The sequence below is a fragment of the Sphingopyxis sp. MC1 genome (genome assembly GCF_000371385.1).
Lineage (GTDB): Bacteria > Pseudomonadota > Alphaproteobacteria > Sphingomonadales > Sphingomonadaceae > Sphingopyxis > Sphingopyxis terrae.
In genome coordinates this window covers 63,570-82,060 of the sequence record NZ_AOUN01000022.1, presented here as the reverse complement: position 1 = coordinate 82,060, position 18,491 = coordinate 63,570, and the positions used below count along the sequence as shown (strand labels likewise).

General features: G+C 64.2%; 19 protein-coding genes. 12 read left to right on the top strand and 7 right to left on the bottom strand.

From position 1 onward, the window contains the following. Positions 1 to 70 precede the first annotated feature (70 nt). Positions 71 to 976 (bottom strand): sulfate adenylyltransferase subunit CysD, encoded by a 906-nt coding sequence (gene cysD, locus EBMC1_RS16375; RefSeq protein ID WP_003051397.1) that lies wholly within the window; start codon positions 974 to 976, stop codon positions 71 to 73. A 136-nt stretch (positions 977 to 1,112) separates the two neighbouring features. Here cysD and EBMC1_RS16370 point away from each other — a divergent pair, with 136 nt between their 5' ends. The 4 genes from EBMC1_RS16370 to EBMC1_RS16355 are packed head-to-tail and all read left to right on the top strand — an operon-like array spanning position 1,113 to position 3,320. After that, complete coding sequence (locus EBMC1_RS16370) at positions 1,113 to 2,282, top strand: isovaleryl-CoA dehydrogenase (RefSeq protein WP_003051394.1); 1,170 nt, start codon at positions 1,113 to 1,115, stop codon at positions 2,280 to 2,282. Next, positions 2,279 to 2,626, top strand: coding sequence for a hypothetical protein (locus EBMC1_RS16365; protein ID WP_003051392.1), 348 nt, complete (start codon positions 2,279 to 2,281; stop codon positions 2,624 to 2,626). The genes EBMC1_RS16370 and EBMC1_RS16365 overlap by 4 nt, the downstream gene beginning before the upstream one ends. After that, the gene (locus EBMC1_RS16360; RefSeq protein WP_003051389.1) at positions 2,623 to 3,042 is read left to right on the top strand and encodes a VOC family protein; all 420 of its coding nucleotides are present in this window, start codon (positions 2,623 to 2,625) and stop codon (positions 3,040 to 3,042) included. Before EBMC1_RS16365 ends, EBMC1_RS16360 begins: the two co-directional genes overlap by 4 nt. Further along, positions 3,039 to 3,320 (top strand): hypothetical protein, encoded by a 282-nt coding sequence (locus EBMC1_RS16355; RefSeq protein WP_003051386.1) that lies wholly within the window; start codon positions 3,039 to 3,041, stop codon positions 3,318 to 3,320. The genes EBMC1_RS16360 and EBMC1_RS16355 overlap by 4 nt, the downstream gene beginning before the upstream one ends. Before the next feature lie 108 nt (positions 3,321 to 3,428). On the opposite strand, the gene EBMC1_RS16350 is transcribed toward EBMC1_RS16355, so the two are convergent. Continuing rightward, a complete protein-coding gene (locus EBMC1_RS16350; protein WP_003051381.1) occupies positions 3,429 to 5,513 on the bottom strand; it encodes a M13 family metallopeptidase in 2,085 nt (694 codons plus the stop codon). Positions 5,514 to 5,658: 145 nt separating this feature from the next. Between EBMC1_RS16350 and EBMC1_RS16345 the strand changes: the two genes are divergently transcribed. The 5 genes from EBMC1_RS16345 to EBMC1_RS16325 are packed head-to-tail and all read left to right on the top strand — an operon-like array spanning position 5,659 to position 10,862. After that, positions 5,659 to 7,257, top strand: a complete 1,599-nt coding sequence (locus tag EBMC1_RS16345) for a carboxyl transferase domain-containing protein (RefSeq protein WP_003051378.1) — start codon at positions 5,659 to 5,661, stop codon at positions 7,255 to 7,257. Positions 7,258 to 7,262: 5 nt separating this feature from the next. Next, positions 7,263 to 9,101 (top strand): acetyl/propionyl/methylcrotonyl-CoA carboxylase subunit alpha, encoded by a 1,839-nt coding sequence (locus tag EBMC1_RS16340; protein ID WP_003051376.1) that lies wholly within the window; start codon positions 7,263 to 7,265, stop codon positions 9,099 to 9,101. Then, positions 9,098 to 9,556: a GNAT family N-acetyltransferase gene (locus tag EBMC1_RS16335; RefSeq protein ID WP_003051373.1), complete on the top strand. Its 459-nt coding sequence runs from the start codon at positions 9,098 to 9,100 to the stop codon at positions 9,554 to 9,556. The genes EBMC1_RS16340 and EBMC1_RS16335 overlap by 4 nt, the downstream gene beginning before the upstream one ends. A gap of 2 nt (positions 9,557 to 9,558) precedes the next feature. Further along, positions 9,559 to 10,011: a MaoC family dehydratase gene (locus tag EBMC1_RS16330; RefSeq protein ID WP_003051370.1), complete on the top strand. Its 453-nt coding sequence runs from the start codon at positions 9,559 to 9,561 to the stop codon at positions 10,009 to 10,011. Continuing rightward, on the top strand, positions 10,011 to 10,862 hold the full coding sequence (locus EBMC1_RS16325) for an HpcH/HpaI aldolase/citrate lyase family protein (protein ID WP_003051367.1): 852 nt from the start codon (positions 10,011 to 10,013) through the stop codon (positions 10,860 to 10,862). Before EBMC1_RS16330 ends, EBMC1_RS16325 begins: the two co-directional genes overlap by 1 nt. A 10-nt stretch (positions 10,863 to 10,872) precedes the next feature. On the opposite strand, the gene EBMC1_RS16320 is transcribed toward EBMC1_RS16325, so the two are convergent. The 5 genes from EBMC1_RS16320 to hisI form a co-directional block, all read right to left on the bottom strand. Next, a complete protein-coding gene (locus EBMC1_RS16320) occupies positions 10,873 to 12,366 on the bottom strand; it encodes a phospholipase D-like domain-containing protein (protein WP_003051364.1) in 1,494 nt (497 codons plus the stop codon). Between the two features lie 46 nt (positions 12,367 to 12,412). Next, complete coding sequence (locus tag EBMC1_RS16315) at positions 12,413 to 14,215, bottom strand: acyl-CoA dehydrogenase C-terminal domain-containing protein (RefSeq protein ID WP_003051361.1); 1,803 nt, start codon at positions 14,213 to 14,215, stop codon at positions 12,413 to 12,415. A gap of 68 nt (positions 14,216 to 14,283) precedes the next feature. Next, the gene (locus EBMC1_RS16310) at positions 14,284 to 14,715 is read right to left on the bottom strand and encodes a MerR family transcriptional regulator (RefSeq protein WP_003051357.1); all 432 of its coding nucleotides are present in this window, start codon (positions 14,713 to 14,715) and stop codon (positions 14,284 to 14,286) included. A gap of 63 nt (positions 14,716 to 14,778) precedes the next feature. Then, a complete protein-coding gene (locus EBMC1_RS16305; RefSeq protein ID WP_003051353.1) occupies positions 14,779 to 15,327 on the bottom strand; it encodes a hypothetical protein in 549 nt (182 codons plus the stop codon). Then, complete coding sequence (gene hisI / locus EBMC1_RS16300; protein ID WP_003051351.1) at positions 15,320 to 15,694, bottom strand: phosphoribosyl-AMP cyclohydrolase; 375 nt, start codon at positions 15,692 to 15,694, stop codon at positions 15,320 to 15,322. The genes EBMC1_RS16305 and hisI overlap by 8 nt, the downstream gene beginning before the upstream one ends. Positions 15,695 to 15,838: 144 nt before the next feature. Here hisI and purF point away from each other — a divergent pair, with 144 nt between their 5' ends. From purF to EBMC1_RS16285, 3 genes are all read left to right on the top strand, one after another. After that, the gene (gene purF, locus EBMC1_RS16295; RefSeq protein WP_003051348.1) at positions 15,839 to 17,296 is read left to right on the top strand and encodes an amidophosphoribosyltransferase; all 1,458 of its coding nucleotides are present in this window, start codon (positions 15,839 to 15,841) and stop codon (positions 17,294 to 17,296) included. A 10-nt stretch (positions 17,297 to 17,306) separates the two neighbouring features. Next, the gene (locus EBMC1_RS16290) at positions 17,307 to 18,035 is read left to right on the top strand and encodes an SDR family NAD(P)-dependent oxidoreductase (protein WP_051066450.1); all 729 of its coding nucleotides are present in this window, start codon (positions 17,307 to 17,309) and stop codon (positions 18,033 to 18,035) included. A 64-nt stretch (positions 18,036 to 18,099) separates the two neighbouring features. Beyond that, on the top strand, positions 18,100 to 18,486 hold the full coding sequence (locus EBMC1_RS16285; RefSeq protein WP_120649329.1) for a hypothetical protein: 387 nt from the start codon (positions 18,100 to 18,102) through the stop codon (positions 18,484 to 18,486). Positions 18,487 to 18,491 lie beyond the last annotated feature (5 nt).

The following is an 18,491-nucleotide window of genomic DNA, read 5'->3' as shown; positions in this document are numbered from 1 at the left end:
TTGATACAAAAAGAGGCCCCCGCCTTCGCGGGGGTTGACCCTTCGTCAATCTGAAGATTGACGCGGCGGGTCAAAAATACCCCTCCTGCTTCTTCTTCTCCATCGACGCATCGCCGCCATCCTTGTCGATGATGCGTCCCTGCCGTTCGCTGGTCGTCGTCAACAGCATTTCCTGGATGACTTGGCTGAGCGTCGTCGCCTCGCTTTCGACCGCCCCGGTGAGCGGATAGCAGCCGAGGGTGCGGAAACGCACCGAGCGCATCACCGGCTCTTCACCGTCGCGTAGCGGGAAGCGGTCGTCATCGACCATCAGCAGCAGCCCGTCGCGGGTCACCGTCGGCCGCGGCGCGGCGAAATAGAGCGGCACGATCGGGATATTCTCGCGCGCGATATATTGCCAGATGTCGAGTTCAGTCCAGTTGGAGATCGGAAAGACCCGGATGCTTTCCCCCTTCGCCTTGCGCGCATTGTAGAGATTCCACAGCTCGGGGCGCTGCTGCTTGGGATCCCAGCCGTGACTCGCCGTGCGGAAGGAAAAGATGCGCTCCTTCGCGCGGCTCTTTTCCTCGTCGCGCCGCGCACCGCCGAAGGCGACGTCGAATCCGTGAAGGTCGAGCGCCTGCTTGAGCCCTTCCGTTTTCCACATGTCGGTGTGCAGCGGGCCGTGGTCGAAAGGATTGATCCCTCGCGCCTTCGCCTCGGGGTTCTGATGGACGATCAGGTCCATGCCCGATTCCGCGGCCATGCGATCGCGCAGTTCGTACATCGCGCGGAACTTCCACGTCGTATCGACGTGGAGCAGCGGAAAGGGCGGCGGCGAGGGATAGAAAGCCTTGCGCGCGAGATGCAGCATCACCGCGCTGTCCTTGCCGACCGAATAGAGCATCACGGGGTTGACGGCGTCGGCCATCACTTCGCGCATGATGTGGATGCTCTCGGCCTCGAGACGGTCCAGATGGGTAAGCGTGTCGATCATGCCCCGCCCTTGCCGACCCCCATGGCGGCAAGCAAGCTGTATGGCCTTTTCGCCTTGCAAGCCAGACTTGTCCGCTGCGCTTCAAACGGCGTCCGCTTCCTGCTAGTCGCATCCGAAACCAGAAACAGAGGACGATATGCGCGCTACCCCCGATTTCGATTTTGCCCTTGGTGAAACTGCCGAGATGATCCGCGACACCACCGCCCGCTTCGCCGACGAGCAGATTGCGCCGCTGGCCGACAAGGCCGACCGCGAGGACTGGTTCCCGCGCGACGAGCTCTGGACGCAGATGGGGGCGCTGGGCCTGCACGGCATCACGGTCGAAGAAGAATGGGGCGGGCTCGGCCTCGGCTATCTCGAACATGTTCTGGCGGTCGAGGAAGTCAGCCGCGCGAGCGGCGCGATCGGCTTATCCTATGGCGCCCATTCGAATCTGTGCGTCAACCAGATCCGACGCTGGGGCGATGCTGAGCAGAAGGCGAAATATCTGCCGAAGTTGATCTCGGGCGAGCATGTCGGCAGCCTTGCCATGTCGGAAGCCGGCGCCGGCAGCGACGTCGTATCGATGAAGCTGAAGGCCGAACCGGTTCAGGGCGGCTATGTCCTCAACGGCACCAAATTCTGGATCACCAACGCCACCTGTGCGGATACGCTGGTCGTCTATGCCAAGACGACGCCCGAAGCGGGATCACGCGGCATCACCGCCTTCCTGATCGAAAAGGATATGCCGGGCTTCAGCATCGGGCAAAAGATCGACAAGGTCGGCATGCGCGGATCCCCGACCGCCGAACTGGTCTTCACCGATTGCGAGGTCAGCGAGGACCAGGTGATGGGGCCGGTCAACGGCGGCGTCGGCGTGCTGATGTCGGGCCTCGACTATGAGCGCGTCGTGCTCGCCGGGCTCCAGCTCGGCATCATGCAGGGCTGCCTCGACACGGTCATCCCCTATCTTCGCGAGCGCAAGCAGTTCGGCAAGCCGATCGGCTCGTTCCAGCTCATGCAGGCCAAGGTTGCCGACATGTATGTCGCGCTCCAGTCGGCGCGCTCCTATGTCTATAATGTCGCCAAGGCATGCGACGCCGGGCTGACGACGCGGTTTGACGCCGCGGGCGCCATCCTACTGGCCAGCGAAAGCGCGGTGAAGGTCGCGGGCGAAGCGATCCAGGCGCTTGGCGGCGCGGGCTACACCAAGGACTGGCCGGTCGAGCGCTATTGGCGCGATGCCAAACTGCTCGACATCGGGGCGGGCACCAACGAAATCCGCCGCATGCTGATCGGCCGCGAACTGATCGGCGCAGGCGCGTGATCTGGCTGGGGCTGTCGGCCACCTTCATGGTGGCGACCGCCCTGGTGCACGGCTTGCTGGGCGAAAGGCGACTTGTCAGGCCGTTGATGTCGCTCGACAGCGGAATCATGGGGATCGACTTGGCGCGCCGGGTGTTTCGTCTGGCATGGCATGCGCTCTCGCTCCTGATGCTGGTGTCCGCCGCGTCGGTCCTGTGGCCCGGAACGCCGCGCGGTCTGATCCTGCTGATCGGGGCCGCGTGGACGGCGACCGGTCTGTTCGATGCCGTATATACGCGCGGCCGACACATCGGCTGGCCGTTTCTGACTGCATCCGGACTGCTCGCGATTGCCGGGGCCTTATGAGCGCGCGCGGCCTTGTCCATCATATCGACCTGACGGTTCGCGACGCGGCGCGGTCGCGGATTTTCTATGATGCGGTGCTGGGCTTTCTCGGCTACCGGCGCGCCGCCGATTATGATCATGGCAGCGATTGGGACCGCGACGGCGAACCGTTCCATTCGATCGGGATCGTCGAAGCGCGTGGCCCCGGCGCGCTACGGAGCCACGACCGCTTTTCGCCCGGACTGCATCATCTTGCCTGGACTGCCGAAAGCCGCGCCGACGTCGATGCGTTGCATGATTTGCTGCGCAGCATAGGCGCGACGATCCTCGATGCCCCCGCCGATTATCCGCGCTACGGACCGACCTATTATGCGCTCTTCTTTGCCGACCCTGACGGGTTGAAGCTCGAGTTCGTGTTCGGGGCGACCGGCGGATGAGCGATACGCTGCTCGACGCGCTGCAATATTATGGCGCCGGGGCCGGAACGCTCGCGGCGCTGATCGTGTCGCTCAATCTCGGGCGACGCCCGACCGGCTGGGCCTTCGTCATTTTCGTGACCAGCAGCATCGCGCTCGTCGCGTGGGGCTTTCTGCAAAGCGACAGCGAAGGCATCGGCTGGCAGAATATCGCGCTGCTGTGCATCAACTGCGTCGGCGTTTACCGGTACCTGATCCTCAAGGAAAAGCCGGGGGCGCCGCCGGCATCAGAAAAATAGCGTCTTCGCGAGCGCAGCGAAGCAATCTCCAGCGTCCAGAGTCAACCTCGGGCCGATGACTGGAGATTGCTTCGTCGCTCCGCTCCTCGCAACGACGAGAAGCGGACATTACCCCCAGACGCGGACGCGCTGATCGGGGGCGAGATACAGCTTGTCGGTCGGCTGAACATTGAACGCCTTGTACCACGCGTCGAGGTTGCGGACGGTGAGTGCGCGGTAGTTGCCGGGCGCATGGCCGTCGGTCGCGATCCGCGCGCGCAGCGCCTCGTCACGCATCTTGGTGGCCCAAGTCTGCGCATAGGCGATGAAGAAACGCTGATCGCCCGTGAAGCCGTCGATCACCGGCGCTTCCTTGCCGTTCAGCGAAGCGCGATAGGCGTCATAAGCCGCCTGCAGGCCCGCGACGTCGGCAATATTCTCTCCCAGCGTCAGCTTGCCGTTGACCGCAAGATCGGGGAACGGCTTGTAGCTGTCATATTGCGCGGCCAGCGCCGCCCCCGCCGCCTCGAACTTCTTGAGATCCTCGGCCGTCCACCAGTTGCGCAGCGCGCCGGTCGAATCGAAGGCGGCGCCATTATTGTCGAAGCTGTGGCTGATCTCATGGCCGATGACGGCGCCGATCGCGCCGTAATTATAGGCGGGATCGGCCTTGGCGTCGAAGAAGGGCGGCTGCAGGATCGCGGCGGGGAAATTCAGCGCATTCTGCACCGGCAGGTTGACGGCATTGACCGTCTGCGGGGTCATCCACCATTCGCCCTTGTCGAAGGGCTTGCCGATCTTGGCGAGCTGGTGCGCATATTCGGCCTTCTCGCCGGCGACTTCGTTCGCATAGGCGTCGTCGGCGCTGATCGTGTAGCTGCCATAGTCGCGCCAGTTTTCGGGATAGCCGACGCCGACGACGATGGTTTCGACCTTCTTGATCGCTTCCTTCTTCGTTTCGGGCGCCATCCAGTCGATCGTATTGACGCGCTTCGCAAAGGCGGCCTTGATCCCCTTCACCATGTCACCGACTTCGGCCTTGGCCGACGCCGGGAAATATTTCTCGGCATAGACGCGGCCGACAGCATCGCCGAGATAGGTGTTGAGCGCGTCGAGCGCGCGCTTGTCACGGCTGCGCTGCTGCGGCGTGCCCGAGAGGGTGGTGCCGTAAAAGGCGAAATGCGCATCGTCGAGCGCGCTAGGCAGCACATCGGTATGACTGTTGATCTGATGGAAGACGAGCCAGTCCTTCCACGCCTCGAGCGGCTGCGATGCGACGAGCGCCGACAGGCCCGTGATCGCCCGCGCATGATAGGCGCCGAACTTCGCCGCCTTGTCGAGCCCGGCAGCGGCAAAATAAGCGTCCCAGTCGATCCCGGGCGCCTTTTTGGCAAAGTCGGCCTTGGTCCAGACGTCGGCCGATTTGGTGAAATCCTCACTCTCCTCGCGCGTCGCATGCGCGCGGGCGATCTTGGTTTCCAGATCGAAGATGCGCTGCGCCTTGGCATCGGCATCGGCGATGCCTGCCTGAGTCAGCAGCTTGGAGATATAGGCTTTGTAGGCGTCGCGGATGCCCACCATCTTCGGATCGGCCGACAGATAATATTCGCGCTCGGGTAGGCCGAGCCCGCCCTGCAGCATATAGGGAATAACCTCGCCCGGCGTCGCCAGTCCCTGCGAAACGAAGATGCCGAAGAGATTCTCGGTGTTGAAGTCGGTGGCGTTGAGCGGATCGACATCGGCGCGCGTCTGTTCGCCCAGGATGGTCGACAGCGCCGCCTTGTCGGCGATGGTGTCGAAGCGCGCCAGATCGGCCTCGACCGGTTTCATCCCGGCGGCGTCGATCGCCTTGGTGTTCATATAGGCGTTGTAGAAGGCAGCAATGCGGCCGTCGTCGGTGCCCGGATCGCCGCCGCTCTTGACGATCGCATCGACGAGTTCACGCGTCCGCTTCTCTGTTTCAAGGAAGGCGGTGTAGAAGGCGCCGATCGACGAGCGGTCGGCGGGGATCTGGGTCGCCTTTTGCCAATTGCCATTCGCATAGGCGTAAAAATCGTCGCCCGGCTTGACGCTGGTGTCCATCGCTTCCTTGCTGATGCCAAGGTCGGTGCCGAGCGTGTAAGCAGCCTTGTCGCCGTTGGCGCTGGTGCAGGCGATCGGCCCGGCAATGATCGTCACGGTGGACAGGAGGATGGCGAGGACGGTCTTTTTCATGGCGTTGCCTTGCTTTCTGGGGGGTGTCGGACGGCGATACGCCTGTGACAATCCCGTTTCAATACCAACCATTTTCGGCCTGCGGTGCTTTCCAATCGACGAGCGACCGGCTAGGGCGCAGACAGTTTCAGGGAGAGAGTGAACCGTGAGCGCCCCCGTCCTTTCGACGCAATATAATCCCGACGATCCGCAGACCCAGGCACGCGCCGCGCACAACCGCGGCCTGCGCGACGCGCTCTATGCCCGCGTCGCCGAAGCGGCGCTCGGCGGTAACGAAAAGTCGCGCGAGCGGCATACCAGCCGCGGCAAGCTGCTGCCGCGCGAGCGCGTCGAGCGGCTGCTCGATCCGGGTTCGCCCTTCCTCGAGATCGGCCAGCTCGCGGCGGGCGACATGTATGAGGGCGAGGTTCCGGGCGCCGGGATGATCGCCGGCATCGGCCGTGTGTCGGGCAAGCAGACGATGATCGTGTGCAACGACGCCACGGTGAAGGGCGGCACCTATTATCCGATGACGGTGAAGAAACATCTTCGCGCGCAGGAGATTGCCGAGGCGAACCGCCTGCCCTGCATCTACCTCGTCGACTCGGGCGGCGCCAACCTGCCGCATCAGGACCAGGTCTTTCCCGACCGCGACCATTTCGGGCGCATCTTCTTCAACCAGGCGAATATGTCGGCGAAACGCATCCCGCAGATCGCCTGCGTGATGGGAAGCTGCACCGCGGGCGGCGCTTATGTTCCCGCGATGTCCGACGAAACGGTGATCGTGCGCAACCAGGGTACGATCTTCCTCGCCGGCCCGCCGCTGGTGAAGGCCGCGACGGGCGAAGAAATCAGCGCCGAGGATCTGGGCGGTGGCGACCTGCACGCGAAGAAGTCGGGCGTGGTCGATCATCTCGCCGAGAATGACGAACATGCGCTGACCATCGTGCGCGATATCGTGTCGACCTTCGGGGCCGACGATGGCTTCGAGGTGGCGATGAAGGACCCGCGGCCACCCAAATATGCCGCCGAGGAGCTTTACGGCATCATCCCCGAGGATGTGCGCGCGCCCTATGACGTGCACGAGGTCGTCGCGCGCATCGTCGATGCCAGCGAGTTCCACGAGTTCAAGGCGAACTATGGCAGCACGCTTGTCTGCGGCTTCGCGCATATCTGGGGCATCCCGGTCGCGATCCTCGCCAACAATGGCGTGCTGTTTAGCGAGAGCGCGGTCAAGGGCGCGCATTTCATCGAGCTGGCGCAGCAGCGCCGCATTCCCCTGCTCTTCCTCCAGAATATCAGCGGCTTCATGGTCGGCGGCAAATATGAGGCCGAAGGGATCGCTAAGCATGGCGCAAAGCTGGTAACCGCGGTCGCGACCGCGACGGTGCCAAAGATCACGGTGCTGATCGGCGGCAGCTTCGGCGCGGGCAATTACGGCATGTGCGGGCGCGCCTATAGCCCGCGCTTCCTGTTTAGCTGGCCCAACAGTCGGATCAGCGTGATGGGCGGCGAACAGGCGGCGAGCGTACTGGCCACCGTCCACCGCGACGCCGACAAATGGACGGCGGAGGAGGCCGAAGCCTTCAAGGCGCCGATCCGGCAGAAATATGAAGACGAAGGCAATCCGTACCACGCGACCGCGCGCCTGTGGGACGACGGCATCATCGACCCGGCGCAAACGCGCGACGTGTTGGGCCTCGCCTTTTCCGCAACGCTGAACGCTCCGGTCGAAGACCGCGGCTTCGGCGTGTTCAGGATGTAATCGAGATGATCCAATCCCTCCTCATCGCCAATCGCGGCGAAATCGCTTGCCGCATCATCCGCACCGCGCGCGAGATGGGCATAAGGACCGTTGCGGTCTATTCGGATGCCGACGCGAAGGCGCTGCATGTGCGCGAGGCCGACGAGGCCGTGCATATCGGGCCGTCGCCGGCGCGCGAATCCTATCTGGTCGGCGAGAAGATCATCGCTGCCGCGAAAGCGACCGGCGCCGAGGCGATCCATCCGGGCTACGGCTTCCTCTCCGAGAATGCCGAGTTCGCACAGGCGGTCGCCGACGCCGGGCTCGTCTGGGTCGGGCCGAACCCTTCGTCGATTACCGCGATGGGCCTGAAAGACGCCGCCAAGAAGCTGATGGCCGATGCGGGGGTACCGGTGACGCCCGGCTATATGGGCGAAAATCAGGACCCGGCCTTCCTCGCCGAACAGGCGGCCGAGATCGGCTATCCGGTCCTCATCAAGGCGGTCGCCGGCGGCGGCGGCAAGGGGATGCGCAAGGTTGATGCTGCGGCCGAGTTCGCCGACGCGCTCGCCTCGTGCCAGCGCGAGGCGGCGGCGTCGTTCGGCAATGATCATGTGCTGATCGAGAAATATATCCTGACCCCGCGCCATATCGAGGTGCAGGTGTTCGGCGATACGCATGGGAACGTGGTTCACCTGTTCGAGCGCGACTGCTCGCTGCAGCGGCGCCACCAGAAGGTGATCGAAGAGGCCCCTGCCCCCGGCATGGACGAGGCGACGCGCGCCGAGCTTTGCGCCGCCGCCGTGCGCGCCGCCAAGGCGGTCGATTACGTCGGCGCGGGCACGATCGAGTTCATCGCCGACGCGTCGGAAGGCCTTCGCGCCGACCGCATCTGGTTCATGGAAATGAACACGCGATTGCAGGTCGAGCATCCCGTCACCGAGGAGATCACCGGCGTCGATCTGGTCGAATGGCAGCTGCGCGTGGCGTCGGGCGAGCCGATCCCGCTGACGCAGGACGAACTGGCGATCAACGGCTGGGCGATGGAAGCGCGGCTCTATGCCGAAGATCCGGCCAAGGGTTTCCTGCCCAGCATCGGCACGCTCGAACTGTTCCAGCTTCCCGAACATCTCGGCCGCATCGACACCGGCGTCTACGAAGGCGCGGAGGTGTCGCCCTTCTATGACCCGATGATCGCGAAGGTGATCGCCTATGGCGACGACCGCGATGAAGCCCGCGAAATGCTGGCCGAAATGCTGGAGGACAGCGCGATCTGGCCGGTAAAGACCAATTCGGCCTTTCTGATCGCCGCGCTCAGCCATCCCGATTTCGTCGCAGGCACGGTCGATACCGGGCTGATCGGCCGCGACGGCGACAGCATGACCGCCGAGCCGATGCCGTCGGAGCAGGCACTGACAAACGCCGCTATGGCGATGGTTCCCCGCTCGCTGCAGTCAGGCTTCCGTCTCAACGCGCCGGACGTGTGCACCGCGCCCTTCCTGCTCGACGGCAAGCGCGTCGATGTCACGCTGCACGGCCCCGGCGCCGAGGAGCCCGCCCCCGCCATGCTCGTCGCCGAAAGCGGCGCGGTGTGGCAGCTTACGCCTTGGCGCGCCGCGGGCGGTGCCGGCGGCGCAGCGGGCGACGGGGCGATCCTGTCGCCGATGCCCGGCAAGATCATAGCGGTCGACGTCGCCGCGGGCGACAAGGTGACCAAGGGTCAGAAGCTGCTGACGCTCGAAGCGATGAAGATGGAGCATAGCCTGACCGCGCCGTTCGACGGCATCGTTGCCGAACTCAACGCTGCGGCCGGGGCGCAGGTGCAGGTCGAGGCACTGCTCGCGAAGATCGAGGCCGCCGAGTGAGCGGCCTGATCCTTCGCGATGCGACGGCGGCGGATCTTCCCGCCATCCTCGGCATGCTTGCGGAGGACACGATTCCGCCGGCACGCGAGGCCGAACCCTCGGACCCGCGTTACCTTGCCGCGTTCGAGGCCATCGACGCCGATCCGAACCAGCGCCTGATCGCGGCCGAGCTCGAAGGCCGTGTCGTCGGGACGATGCAACTGAGCTTCCTGCCGGGGCTTTCCTTTGTCGGAAGCTGGCGTGGGTTGATCGAGGCGGTGCGGATCGCGAGCGACCTGCGCGGGCAAAGACTGGGCGAGCGGATGATCCTGTGGGCGGTCGAGCAGTGCCGCGCGCGCGATTGCAAACTCGTCCAGCTCACATCGTCGGCGACACGGACTGCCGCGCACCGCTTCTACGCCCGGCTCGGCTTCGTGCAGAGTCATGTCGGCATGAAATTGCATTTGAGGGACTGACGATGGCAGGCAAGTTTTTCGACGAATGGCAGATCGGCGATGCGATCGTGCACGAGATCCGCCGCACCGTGACAGAGACGGACAATCTGCTGTTCACGACGATGACGCACAATCCGCAGCCGCTGCATCTCGACATCGAGGCTGCAAAAGCATCGGAATTCGGCCGGATCCTCGTCAACGGCACCTTCACTTTCAGCCTGATGGTCGGTCTGTCGGTTGGCGACACGACGCTCGGCACGCTCGTCGCCAACCTCGGCTATGATAAATTGGTGATGCCCAAACCGGTCTTTCTCGGCGACACGCTGCGCGCGACGAGCGAGGTGATCGGCCTCAAGGAATCGAAATCGCGGCCGAATGCGGGCATCGTGACCTTCCTCCATCGCTGCATCAACCAGCGCGACGAAATCGTCTGCCAGTGCGAACGGTCAGCGCTGATCAACAGGAAGAACGTCTGATGCGCCTCCGATCCCTTCTCTTTGTCCCCGGCGACCGTGCCGAACGCTTTGCGAAAGCAGCGGCGTCGGGCGCCGATGCGATCATCCTCGACCTCGAAGATTCGGTGTCGCTCGCCAACAAGGAGGCTGCGCGCGAAGCGGTCGCCGCCTATCTCGCCGGAACGCGCGAAGTCTTTACGCTGGTCCGTGTCAATCCGCTCGACGGGCATATGACCGCCGCCGACGTTGCTGCCATTGTCGGCGGGCGCCCCGATGCGATCATGCTGCCCAAGGCCGAAGGCGCGCCGAGCATCGCTCAGCTCGATACGATCCTTCGTAGCGAGGGGGCCGCCGGTGCGTCGCTGCCGCCGGTGCTCCCGATCGCGACCGAAACCCCGGCAGCGATCTTTACGCTGGGTGGCTATCGCGAGGCGAAGGCCCGGCTGGTCGGCCTCACCTGGGGCGCCGAGGATCTGCCCGCCGCCATCGGCGCGGCGACGAGCCGCGAGGCCGACGGGCGCTACACCGAACCCTATCAGATCGCCCGCGCGCTGACATTGTTCGCCGCGCATGGTGCGGGCGTTGCGGCAATCGATACGGTGTTTCCCGCGATCAAGGACGAGGCGGGCCTTGCCGCCTATGCGGCGCGCGCGCGGCGCGATGGCTTTACCGGCATGATGGCGATCCACCCATCGCAGGTCGCGCCGATCAACGCCGCCTTCACGCCGTCGGCTGACGAGGTTCAGCGTGCGCAGGCGATCGTCGATGCCTTCGCCGCCAATCCGGGCTCGGGGGTGCTTCAGGTGGACGGCAAAATGGTCGATGCCCCGCACCTCAAACAGGCGCGGCATATCCTGTCGCTGGCGGACTGACGCCGCGCTGTCATCTCCGCCGGAACGGGCGGTGACGCTTCATCCAGGCTTTGCCGCGGTGCCAGTTCCGGCGCAGCCCGCGCTCGGCGATCCCTTCGAACATCGCGTCGGGATTTTCGGGATCGAGCAGTTCATGCTCGGCGATATAATCGTCGAACGGCCCGGGCTCGACGAGATCGAGTAACTCTAGCGAGCGGCCCGGCCCGCGCAGCGCCTCGATCGCATCGATAAGCGACCCCGTTGTTTCATGAAGGCGGCCGACATCGGCCGGATCGACGTCCAGATGCTCGCCGATCAGCGATTCGCGCAGCGCCCGGATCGTCGGCTCCACGCCGCGGTTCGCGGGCAAAGCGGCATCGATCGTCACATCGCATTCGCTGTCGAGCCCCAGCGATCGATTGTTCATGTTCGACGATCCGATACGCAGCAGGCGATCGTCGACGACCGCAGTCTTTGCATGAACATAGATCGGATCGCCGCCCGCGGTGTGCGGGACATATACGCGCAGGCGGTCGCCGTGCCGCGCCTTGGCGATCGCGCGCACCAGCTTCACGCGCGCCGCGTCCATTGCCATCTGTTCGAGCCAACCGTCGGCGGTACGCGGCATCACCATGACGACTTCGGGCGGATCGTCCTCGTCCAGCCGCTCGGCAATCGCCGCTGCGATCTTGGCCGAGGTAAAATATTGATTTTCGAAATAGATGAAGCGCTTCGCCGCGGCGATCATGTCGAGATAGAGCTGCTCAATCTCGCGAATTTCGGGATAGCCGTCATATTCGGCGCGCGTGCGCGATATTGCGACATCGACGTTCGTAAAATCGGGTTCGAGATTTTCGGGCCAGTTTTCGCCGTCGCCCTTTACGTCGCGCAATTGCTTGTTCGTTGCGCGCTGCCACCGTTCGTTGCCCAGATCGGCAAGCGCTTCGCCGACCGGCCCGGCCAGGATCATCGTTGAATCGTGCCACGGCATATAGGGCTGGCCGTCGGGATTGGTGCGCCGCGGATCGCCGTCGCGGTGGCCCCGCGTATCCCAGCGCGACGAGGACACGTCGATACCGCCGCACACCGCCAGATGATCGTCGAACACCGCGACCTTCTGGTGGTGGCTGCATCCAGTGGGGTGCGCGCTGTCGAGCCGGAAGCTGATCGAGCGCGTCACCTTCCAGCGCAGCACCATCGAGACGATGCGCGGCATGAGAAACTGTTTCAGACCGCCGAAATTCCAGCGAAGAATGTCGATATCGCGGTCGGGTTTCGCATGGGCCAGACGCAGCAGAAAATGCCCCAGCGATTCGCCCTTGCCCGCATCATCGGGCGTCAGGGCAATCCGCGGGTCGAAATCCCAACCGATCAGCAGGATGCGCTCTTTCGCGCGCTCCATCAGCCGGACGAGCAGCGCGTAATAGTCGGCCGCATCGACGATCATCCGCGCCTTGTTGGCGCGTTCGATCCGCCAGCAATTGCGGCCTTCCTCAACGATCGGGGTCAGCGCATCCTCGCTCATCGCCGCCTACACGCACGGGCGGCGGCGATGGTTGCGAGCTTGCATGTCAGGCGGCGAAGAATTGATCGGGCGTCAGCGCCATCATCGCTTCGCTGCCGGCCTCGATCTTGCGGCGCAGCGCGCCCGCATCGGGGATGAAGCGTTCGCCGAAATGACGCGCGGTGACGAGCTTGGCCTCGAGGAACGCCTTGCTCCCGCGCCCTTCGTCGAGCGCCTTCTGTGCCGCTTCGGCCATGCGCAGCCACATGAGGCCCAGCGCGACGATACCCATGATGTGCATGTAATGATGCGCGCCCGCGCCGACATTATTGGGGTTGGTCATGCCATTGGCCATGAACCACATCGTCGCGGCCTTGAGTTCGCCATTGGCCTTTTCGAGTTGCCCCGCAAAATCGGCGAAGGCCGGCTTGTCCTTCGCCGCCGCACATTCGGCGTCGACGATCGCGAAAAAGGCCTGGATGGCACGGCCGCCATTCTGCGCGAGCTTGCGGCCGACGAGGTCCATCGCCTGTACGCCGTTGGCGCCTTCGTAGATCATCGTGATGCGGGCATCGCGGACATATTGGCTCATGCCCTGCTCTTCGATGTAGCCGTGGCCGCCGAACACCTGCTGCGCGTTGGTCGCGACGTCATAGCCCTTGTCGGTGCCATAGCCCTTGATCACCGGGGTCAGCAGGCTGACGAGGTCGTCGGCCTGCTGCCGCTCCTCTTCGGACGCGGCGCCATGCGCCAGATCGACCTGCAGCGCGCCCCAGAGACACAGGCCGCGCAGCCCCTCAACCACCGCCTTGCCATCCATCAGCATGCGGCGCACGTCTGGATGGACGAACAGCGGGTCGGCCTTCTGGGCGGGATCCTGAGGCCCGGTCAGCGCCCGGCCCTGCCGGCGGTCCTGCGCATATTGGACGGCATTCTGATAGGCTATGTCGGCCTGACCCAACCCCTGTATGCCGACGCCGAGCCGCGCGGCGTTCATCATCACGAACATCGCGGCAAGGCCCTTGTTCTCCTCGCCAACCATCCAGCCTTTTGCGCCGTCATAGTTCATCACGCAGGTCGCATTGGCGTGGATGCCCATCTTGTGCTCGATCGACCCGCACGACAGCGTGTTGCGCTCACCGAGCGAACCGTCGTCGTTCACCAGATATTTGGGGACGATGAACAGCGAAATTCCCTTGACGCTGTCGGGTGCGTCAGGGGTCTTTGCCAGCACGAGATGGATGATATTGTCGGTGAGGTCATGCTCGCCCGACGAGATGAAAATCTTCGTCCCCGTGATCGAATAGCTGCCGTCGGCGTTCGGAACTGCGCGCGTGCGGATCAGCCCAAGATCGGTGCCGCACTGGGGCTCGGTCAGGTTCATCGTGCCGCCCCATTCGCCCGACACCATCTTGGGGACATAGAGCCTTTTCTGCTCGTCCGACCCTTTGACCAACAGCGCCGAGACTGCGGCCTGCGTCAACCCCGGATACATGGCAAAGGCCTGGTTCGCCGCCATGCGATATTCCTCGACCGGAAAGCCGAGGACGTGGGGCAGCCCCTGACCGCCGAACTCCTCGGGCTGGTTGAGTAGCGTCCAGCCCGCTTCACAATAGGCCTTATACGCTTCCTTGAACCCCTCGGGCGTGGTGACCGAACCATCTTCATGCCGCGTGCAGCCTTCGAGGTCGCCCGATCGGTTGATCGGGAACAGCACCTCTTCGCAGAATTTGCCGGCCTCGGTCAGCACCGCTTCGACCATATCGGGCGACGCATTGGCGAAGCCCGGCAGGTCGGCGTAGCGATCGATACCGAGGACATCATTGAGCTGGAACAGCGTATCTTGGATCGGGGCGCGGTAGACAGGCATGCGAAATCTTTCCGATAAATCAGGTGTTGGCAATCAAACTTGCCCGGGGAGGTTCTGGTTGCCGAAGCTCAGCCGACTTTTTCGCCAGCGTCGACCTTTTTCACCATATCGATGAAACGTGTCAGTTCCTCGACGGCGCTGTCGATGTCATCGCGCTGACGCTGGAGCAGCGCGATGCGCTCCTCGCATTTTTCGACCGTGACCTGGCGCTGGAGCTTGCGGCCATCGCCGACGTCGTAAAGGTCGATCATCTCGCGAATGTCGGCCAAGCTAAATCCGGTGCGCTTGGCACGCAGAATCCAGGCCAGCCGGGCGCGGTCGCGTTTCGAATAAATACGCGACAGCCCCTTGCGCGAGGGGCTGATCAGCCCTTCGTCCTCGTAGAACCGAAGCGCACGCGCGGTGACGCCGAATTCGGTCGACAGATCGGTGATGCTATATTGCTCGCGCCCCAGATGATCGGGCGTGTCGATATGGGCGTGGCCGTATTCTTCGGTCATCCCGAAAGACTAGTTTCCGTTGACGTGAACGTCAAGGCCGTCGGAGATAAGGAAAAGCGCCGCCTACGGCGATCCGCAAGGCCGGACCCTATTGCCGCGTCCATCGCGCAACTGCAAGCCCTTTGCATCGTCCGCCGACCAGCTCGCCCGCGGCAGGCGCAGGCCCGAGAGCGAGGCGCGCGACGGGCACAGGCTGTCGCATTGCGACGGCAGGCGTCCGGGCAGGCGCAGTTCGTCATCCTCTTCGTGGACAAGTGCCTCGCATCCCTCGACCCCGGCGAAGCGCATCCGCCAGTCATCCCCGTCGCGGACGATGGTGCCGCGCGCGTTGCACGACAGGCCGGGACCGAACGACGCGCTCACCGCAAAGCGCCACTGCCCGGCGCCCTCAGGGACAACGCACATCGCATCGCGCCCAAGCTCGTGCGTGCGTTCGAACAGGCCGGTCGGATCGCTTGCATCGGCGCGTACCACTCCGCGTTCGCGCGCCGCGATTTCCAACGGATTGCGCGTATCGATCGCGGCATCGGCGCCGTCGCGCTTCGCCCGGTCGCAGCCGCCGACGAGCAGCAGAACCGCGACGAGGAGGCCCGCGACGCGTGGGCTAGGCATCGGTATCGAGGAAGGTCAGGCTGCCGTCCCGCTCGATCCGGCGATAAAAGCAGGATCGGCGACCTGTGTGACAGGCGGGACCGGCGGGCTTCACGCGCAAGAGCAGCGCATCCTGATCACAATCGACGCGCATTTCGACGACCGCCAGCTCGTTGCCCGAGGTTTCGCCTTTGCGCCACAGCGCGGCCCGCGACCGCGACCAGAAATGCGCCTGCCCCGTCTCCTGCGTCAGCGCGATCGCGTCGGCATTCATATGCGCGACCATCAGCAGCACGCCGCTGTCGGCGTCGGTCACGATGGCGGTCACCAGCCCGGCGGCGTCGAAACGCGGCAGGAAACGGTCGGTGGTGTCGCGCGAAGCATCCATGGTCCGCGCCTTAGAGCAGGTCGAGAGCGGCTGTCACCCCCCGCGCGGGTGGAGTTGACATCAAAAGGTCAAATATGGGGGGCGACATTTGGGTTCGGCACTCCTATATGCGCGGCAGTCCCAGCCCCCTGCCCCTGGATTGACATGCTGACGACCCATCCTTTTGACGACGACAAGCTCCGCGAGGAGTGCGGCGTCTTTGGTATTCACGGCGCCGAAAGTGCCGCTGCGGTCGCGGCGCTGGGGCTTCACGCCCTGCAGCACCGCGGTCAGGAAGCCGCGGGCATCACCGCCTTCGATGGCAAGGATTTCCATACCCACCGCGCGATGGGGCATGTTGCGGGCAATTTCGACCGCGACGACATCATCCGCCAGCTCGCGGGCGCGTCGGCGATCGGCCATGTCCGCTACTCAACCACCGGCGAGACGGCGCTGCGCAATGTCCAGCCGCTGTTCGCCGACCTGGCCACCGGCGGCTTTGCAGTCGCGCATAACGGCAATATTTCCAACGCGATGGCGCTGCGCAAGATATTGGTGCGCCGCGGATCGATCTTTCAGTCGACGAGCGATACCGAGGTCATCATCCACCTCGTCGCCACGTCCAACTATCGCACCCTGCTCGATCGCTTCATCGACGCGCTGAAACAGGTCGAGGGCGCCTATTCGCTGATCTGCCTGACCGCGGAAGGCATGATCGGCTGCCGCGATCCGCTCGGCATTCGTCCGCTGGTCATCGGCAAGCTGGGCGATGCGTACATCCTTGCGTCCGAAACCGTGGCGCTCGACGTCGTCGGGGCCGAATTCGTCCGCTCGGTCGATCCTGGCGAACTCGTCATCATCCGCGACGGCCAGCTTTCGTCGCACCGCCCCTTCGCCGATCGTGCGGCGCGGCCGTGCATCTTCGAATATGTCTATTTCTCGCGCCCCGATTCGATCGTCGATGGCACCAGCGTTTATTCGGTGCGCAAGGCGATCGGCGCCGAACTGGCGCGCGAAAATCCGGTCGATGCCGATCTCGTCATCCCGGTCCCCGACTCGGGAACCCCGGCGGCGATCGGCTATGCGCAGGAATCGGGCATTCCCTTCGAGCTCGGTATCATCCGTTCGCACTATGTCGGCCGCACTTTCATCCAGCCGGGCGACAAGGTTCGCCACCTCGGCGTCAAGCTGAAGCACAATGCCAATCGCGCCCTGATCGCCGGCAAGCGGATCGTGCTGATCGACGATTCGATCGTGCGCGGCACAACCAGCCTCAAGATCGTGCAGATGATGCGCGACGCGGGCGCCGCCGAAGTGCATATGCGCATCGCCAGCCCGCCGACTTCGCATAGCTGCTTCTACGGCGTCGACACGCCCGAACGCGCCAAGCTGCTCGCGGCGCAGATGACGGTCGGCCAGATGGCCAATTTCATCAATGCCGACAGCCTGTCCTTCCTGACCATCGACGGCCTGTACCGCGCGCTGGGTGAGGCGCGACGCAACGACGATTGTCCGCAATATTGCGATGCCTGCTTCACCGGCGACTATCCGACCACGCTGACCGATTTCGACGAGAACAGCCTGGAAGATCAGTTTTCGCTGCTTGCCGAACGGGTTGTCTGACGAAATGACGATGAATTCTGAAGAACTGGCGGGACAGACGGCGCTCGTCACCGGCGCGAGCCGCGGCATCGGCGCTGCGATCGCCGAATCGCTCGCACGACGCGGCGCGCATGTCGTGATCACCGCCCGCACCGCGGGCGGGCTCGAGGAACTGGAAGACCGCATCCACGATGCTGGGGGCAGCGCGACCATTGCACCGCTCGACCTGACCGACGGCGACAGCATCGCCCGGCTGGCGAGCGCGATCGCCGAACGGTGGCAGCAACTCGACATGCTCGTGCTCAATGCCGCGATGCTCGGCACGCTGACCCCGGTTGGCGCGATCGACGGTAAGGAATTCAACAAGCTGCTGACGCTCAACCTCGTCGCGCAGCAGGCGCTGATCGCCAATTTCGATCCCTTACTGCGCCGCGCGCCTGCGGGTCGCCTCGTCGCATTGTCGACCGGCGTTGCGCGGACCCCGCGCGCCTATTGGGGCGCCTATGCCGCGTCGAAGGCGGCGTTCGAGGTGCTGGTGTCGAGCTATGGCGCCGAAATGCGCAATATCTCGAACGTCCGCACCGCAATTCTGGACCCCGGCGGCACGCGCACCCAAATGCGCGCACGCGCCTATCCCGGCGAAGATCCGCAAAGCATCAAGGATCCGGCGGTCGTCGGCGAATTCGTCGCTCGAATGATGGTCGACGGTTTCGACAGCACCGCCTATCACGCGCTGCCGAAGGTGATGGCAGAGGCTTAACGCGATATTTGCTTTCCCGGGCTATCACGCGCTCTCAAGCGTTTCGAGAAGCAAGGGCATGGAAATGGGCGGCAATATTCTGCGTTCCGCGGTCGCGGCGGTTATCGGCATTGCGGTCGCCTTCGGCCTGTTGTGGATCGCCCAATATGCGGGCGGCGAATTCGCTCCCGAAGTCTATGACCTAGACACCGGCGAAATCCTGATCCCGCTCGGCGCGACAATTGCGTTGCTCGTCGGCTGGTTCGTCGGCACCTTCGCCGGAAGCTGGCTCGCGATGCGCATTTCGGACGGCACCGGCGCCGGCTGGGTTGTTGCCGGAGCGATTCTGGGCGCAGCCATCTATCGTTCGATCACCTTGGCTGATGCCTGGTGGGTGATGGCGCTGGGCGTCCTGATCCCGGTTGTAGCCGCCTGGCTCGCTCAGCGCGCTACCGCTACGCCGGTCGTCTGAACGGC

Coding starts and splice junctions, on each gene's coding strand:
- EBMC1_RS16305 (WP_003051353.1), bottom strand. CDS start 15,327: ATGCCTAGCCCACGCGTCGCGGGCCTCCTCGTCGCGGTTCTGCTGCTC.
- EBMC1_RS16340 (WP_003051376.1), top strand. CDS start 7,263: ATGATCCAATCCCTCCTCATCGCCAATCGCGGCGAAATCGCTTGCCGC.
- EBMC1_RS16360 (WP_003051389.1), top strand. CDS start 2,623: ATGAGCGCGCGCGGCCTTGTCCATCATATCGACCTGACGGTTCGCGAC.
- EBMC1_RS16370 (WP_003051394.1), top strand. CDS start 1,113: ATGCGCGCTACCCCCGATTTCGATTTTGCCCTTGGTGAAACTGCCGAG.
- EBMC1_RS16290 (WP_051066450.1), top strand. CDS start 17,307: ATGAATTCTGAAGAACTGGCGGGACAGACGGCGCTCGTCACCGGCGCG.
- EBMC1_RS16320 (WP_003051364.1), bottom strand. CDS start 12,366: ATGAGCGAGGATGCGCTGACCCCGATCGTTGAGGAAGGCCGCAATTGC.
- EBMC1_RS16285 (WP_120649329.1), top strand. CDS start 18,100: ATGGGCGGCAATATTCTGCGTTCCGCGGTCGCGGCGGTTATCGGCATT.
- hisI (WP_003051351.1), bottom strand. CDS start 15,694: ATGGATGCTTCGCGCGACACCACCGACCGTTTCCTGCCGCGTTTCGAC.
- cysD (WP_003051397.1), bottom strand. CDS start 976: ATGATCGACACGCTTACCCATCTGGACCGTCTCGAGGCCGAGAGCATC.
- EBMC1_RS16325 (WP_003051367.1), top strand. CDS start 10,011: ATGCGCCTCCGATCCCTTCTCTTTGTCCCCGGCGACCGTGCCGAACGC.
- purF (WP_003051348.1), top strand. CDS start 15,839: ATGCTGACGACCCATCCTTTTGACGACGACAAGCTCCGCGAGGAGTGC.
- EBMC1_RS16310 (WP_003051357.1), bottom strand. CDS start 14,715: ATGACCGAAGAATACGGCCACGCCCATATCGACACGCCCGATCATCTG.
- EBMC1_RS16355 (WP_003051386.1), top strand. CDS start 3,039: ATGAGCGATACGCTGCTCGACGCGCTGCAATATTATGGCGCCGGGGCC.
- EBMC1_RS16330 (WP_003051370.1), top strand. CDS start 9,559: ATGGCAGGCAAGTTTTTCGACGAATGGCAGATCGGCGATGCGATCGTG.
- EBMC1_RS16350 (WP_003051381.1), bottom strand. CDS start 5,513: ATGAAAAAGACCGTCCTCGCCATCCTCCTGTCCACCGTGACGATCATT.
- EBMC1_RS16315 (WP_003051361.1), bottom strand. CDS start 14,215: ATGCCTGTCTACCGCGCCCCGATCCAAGATACGCTGTTCCAGCTCAAT.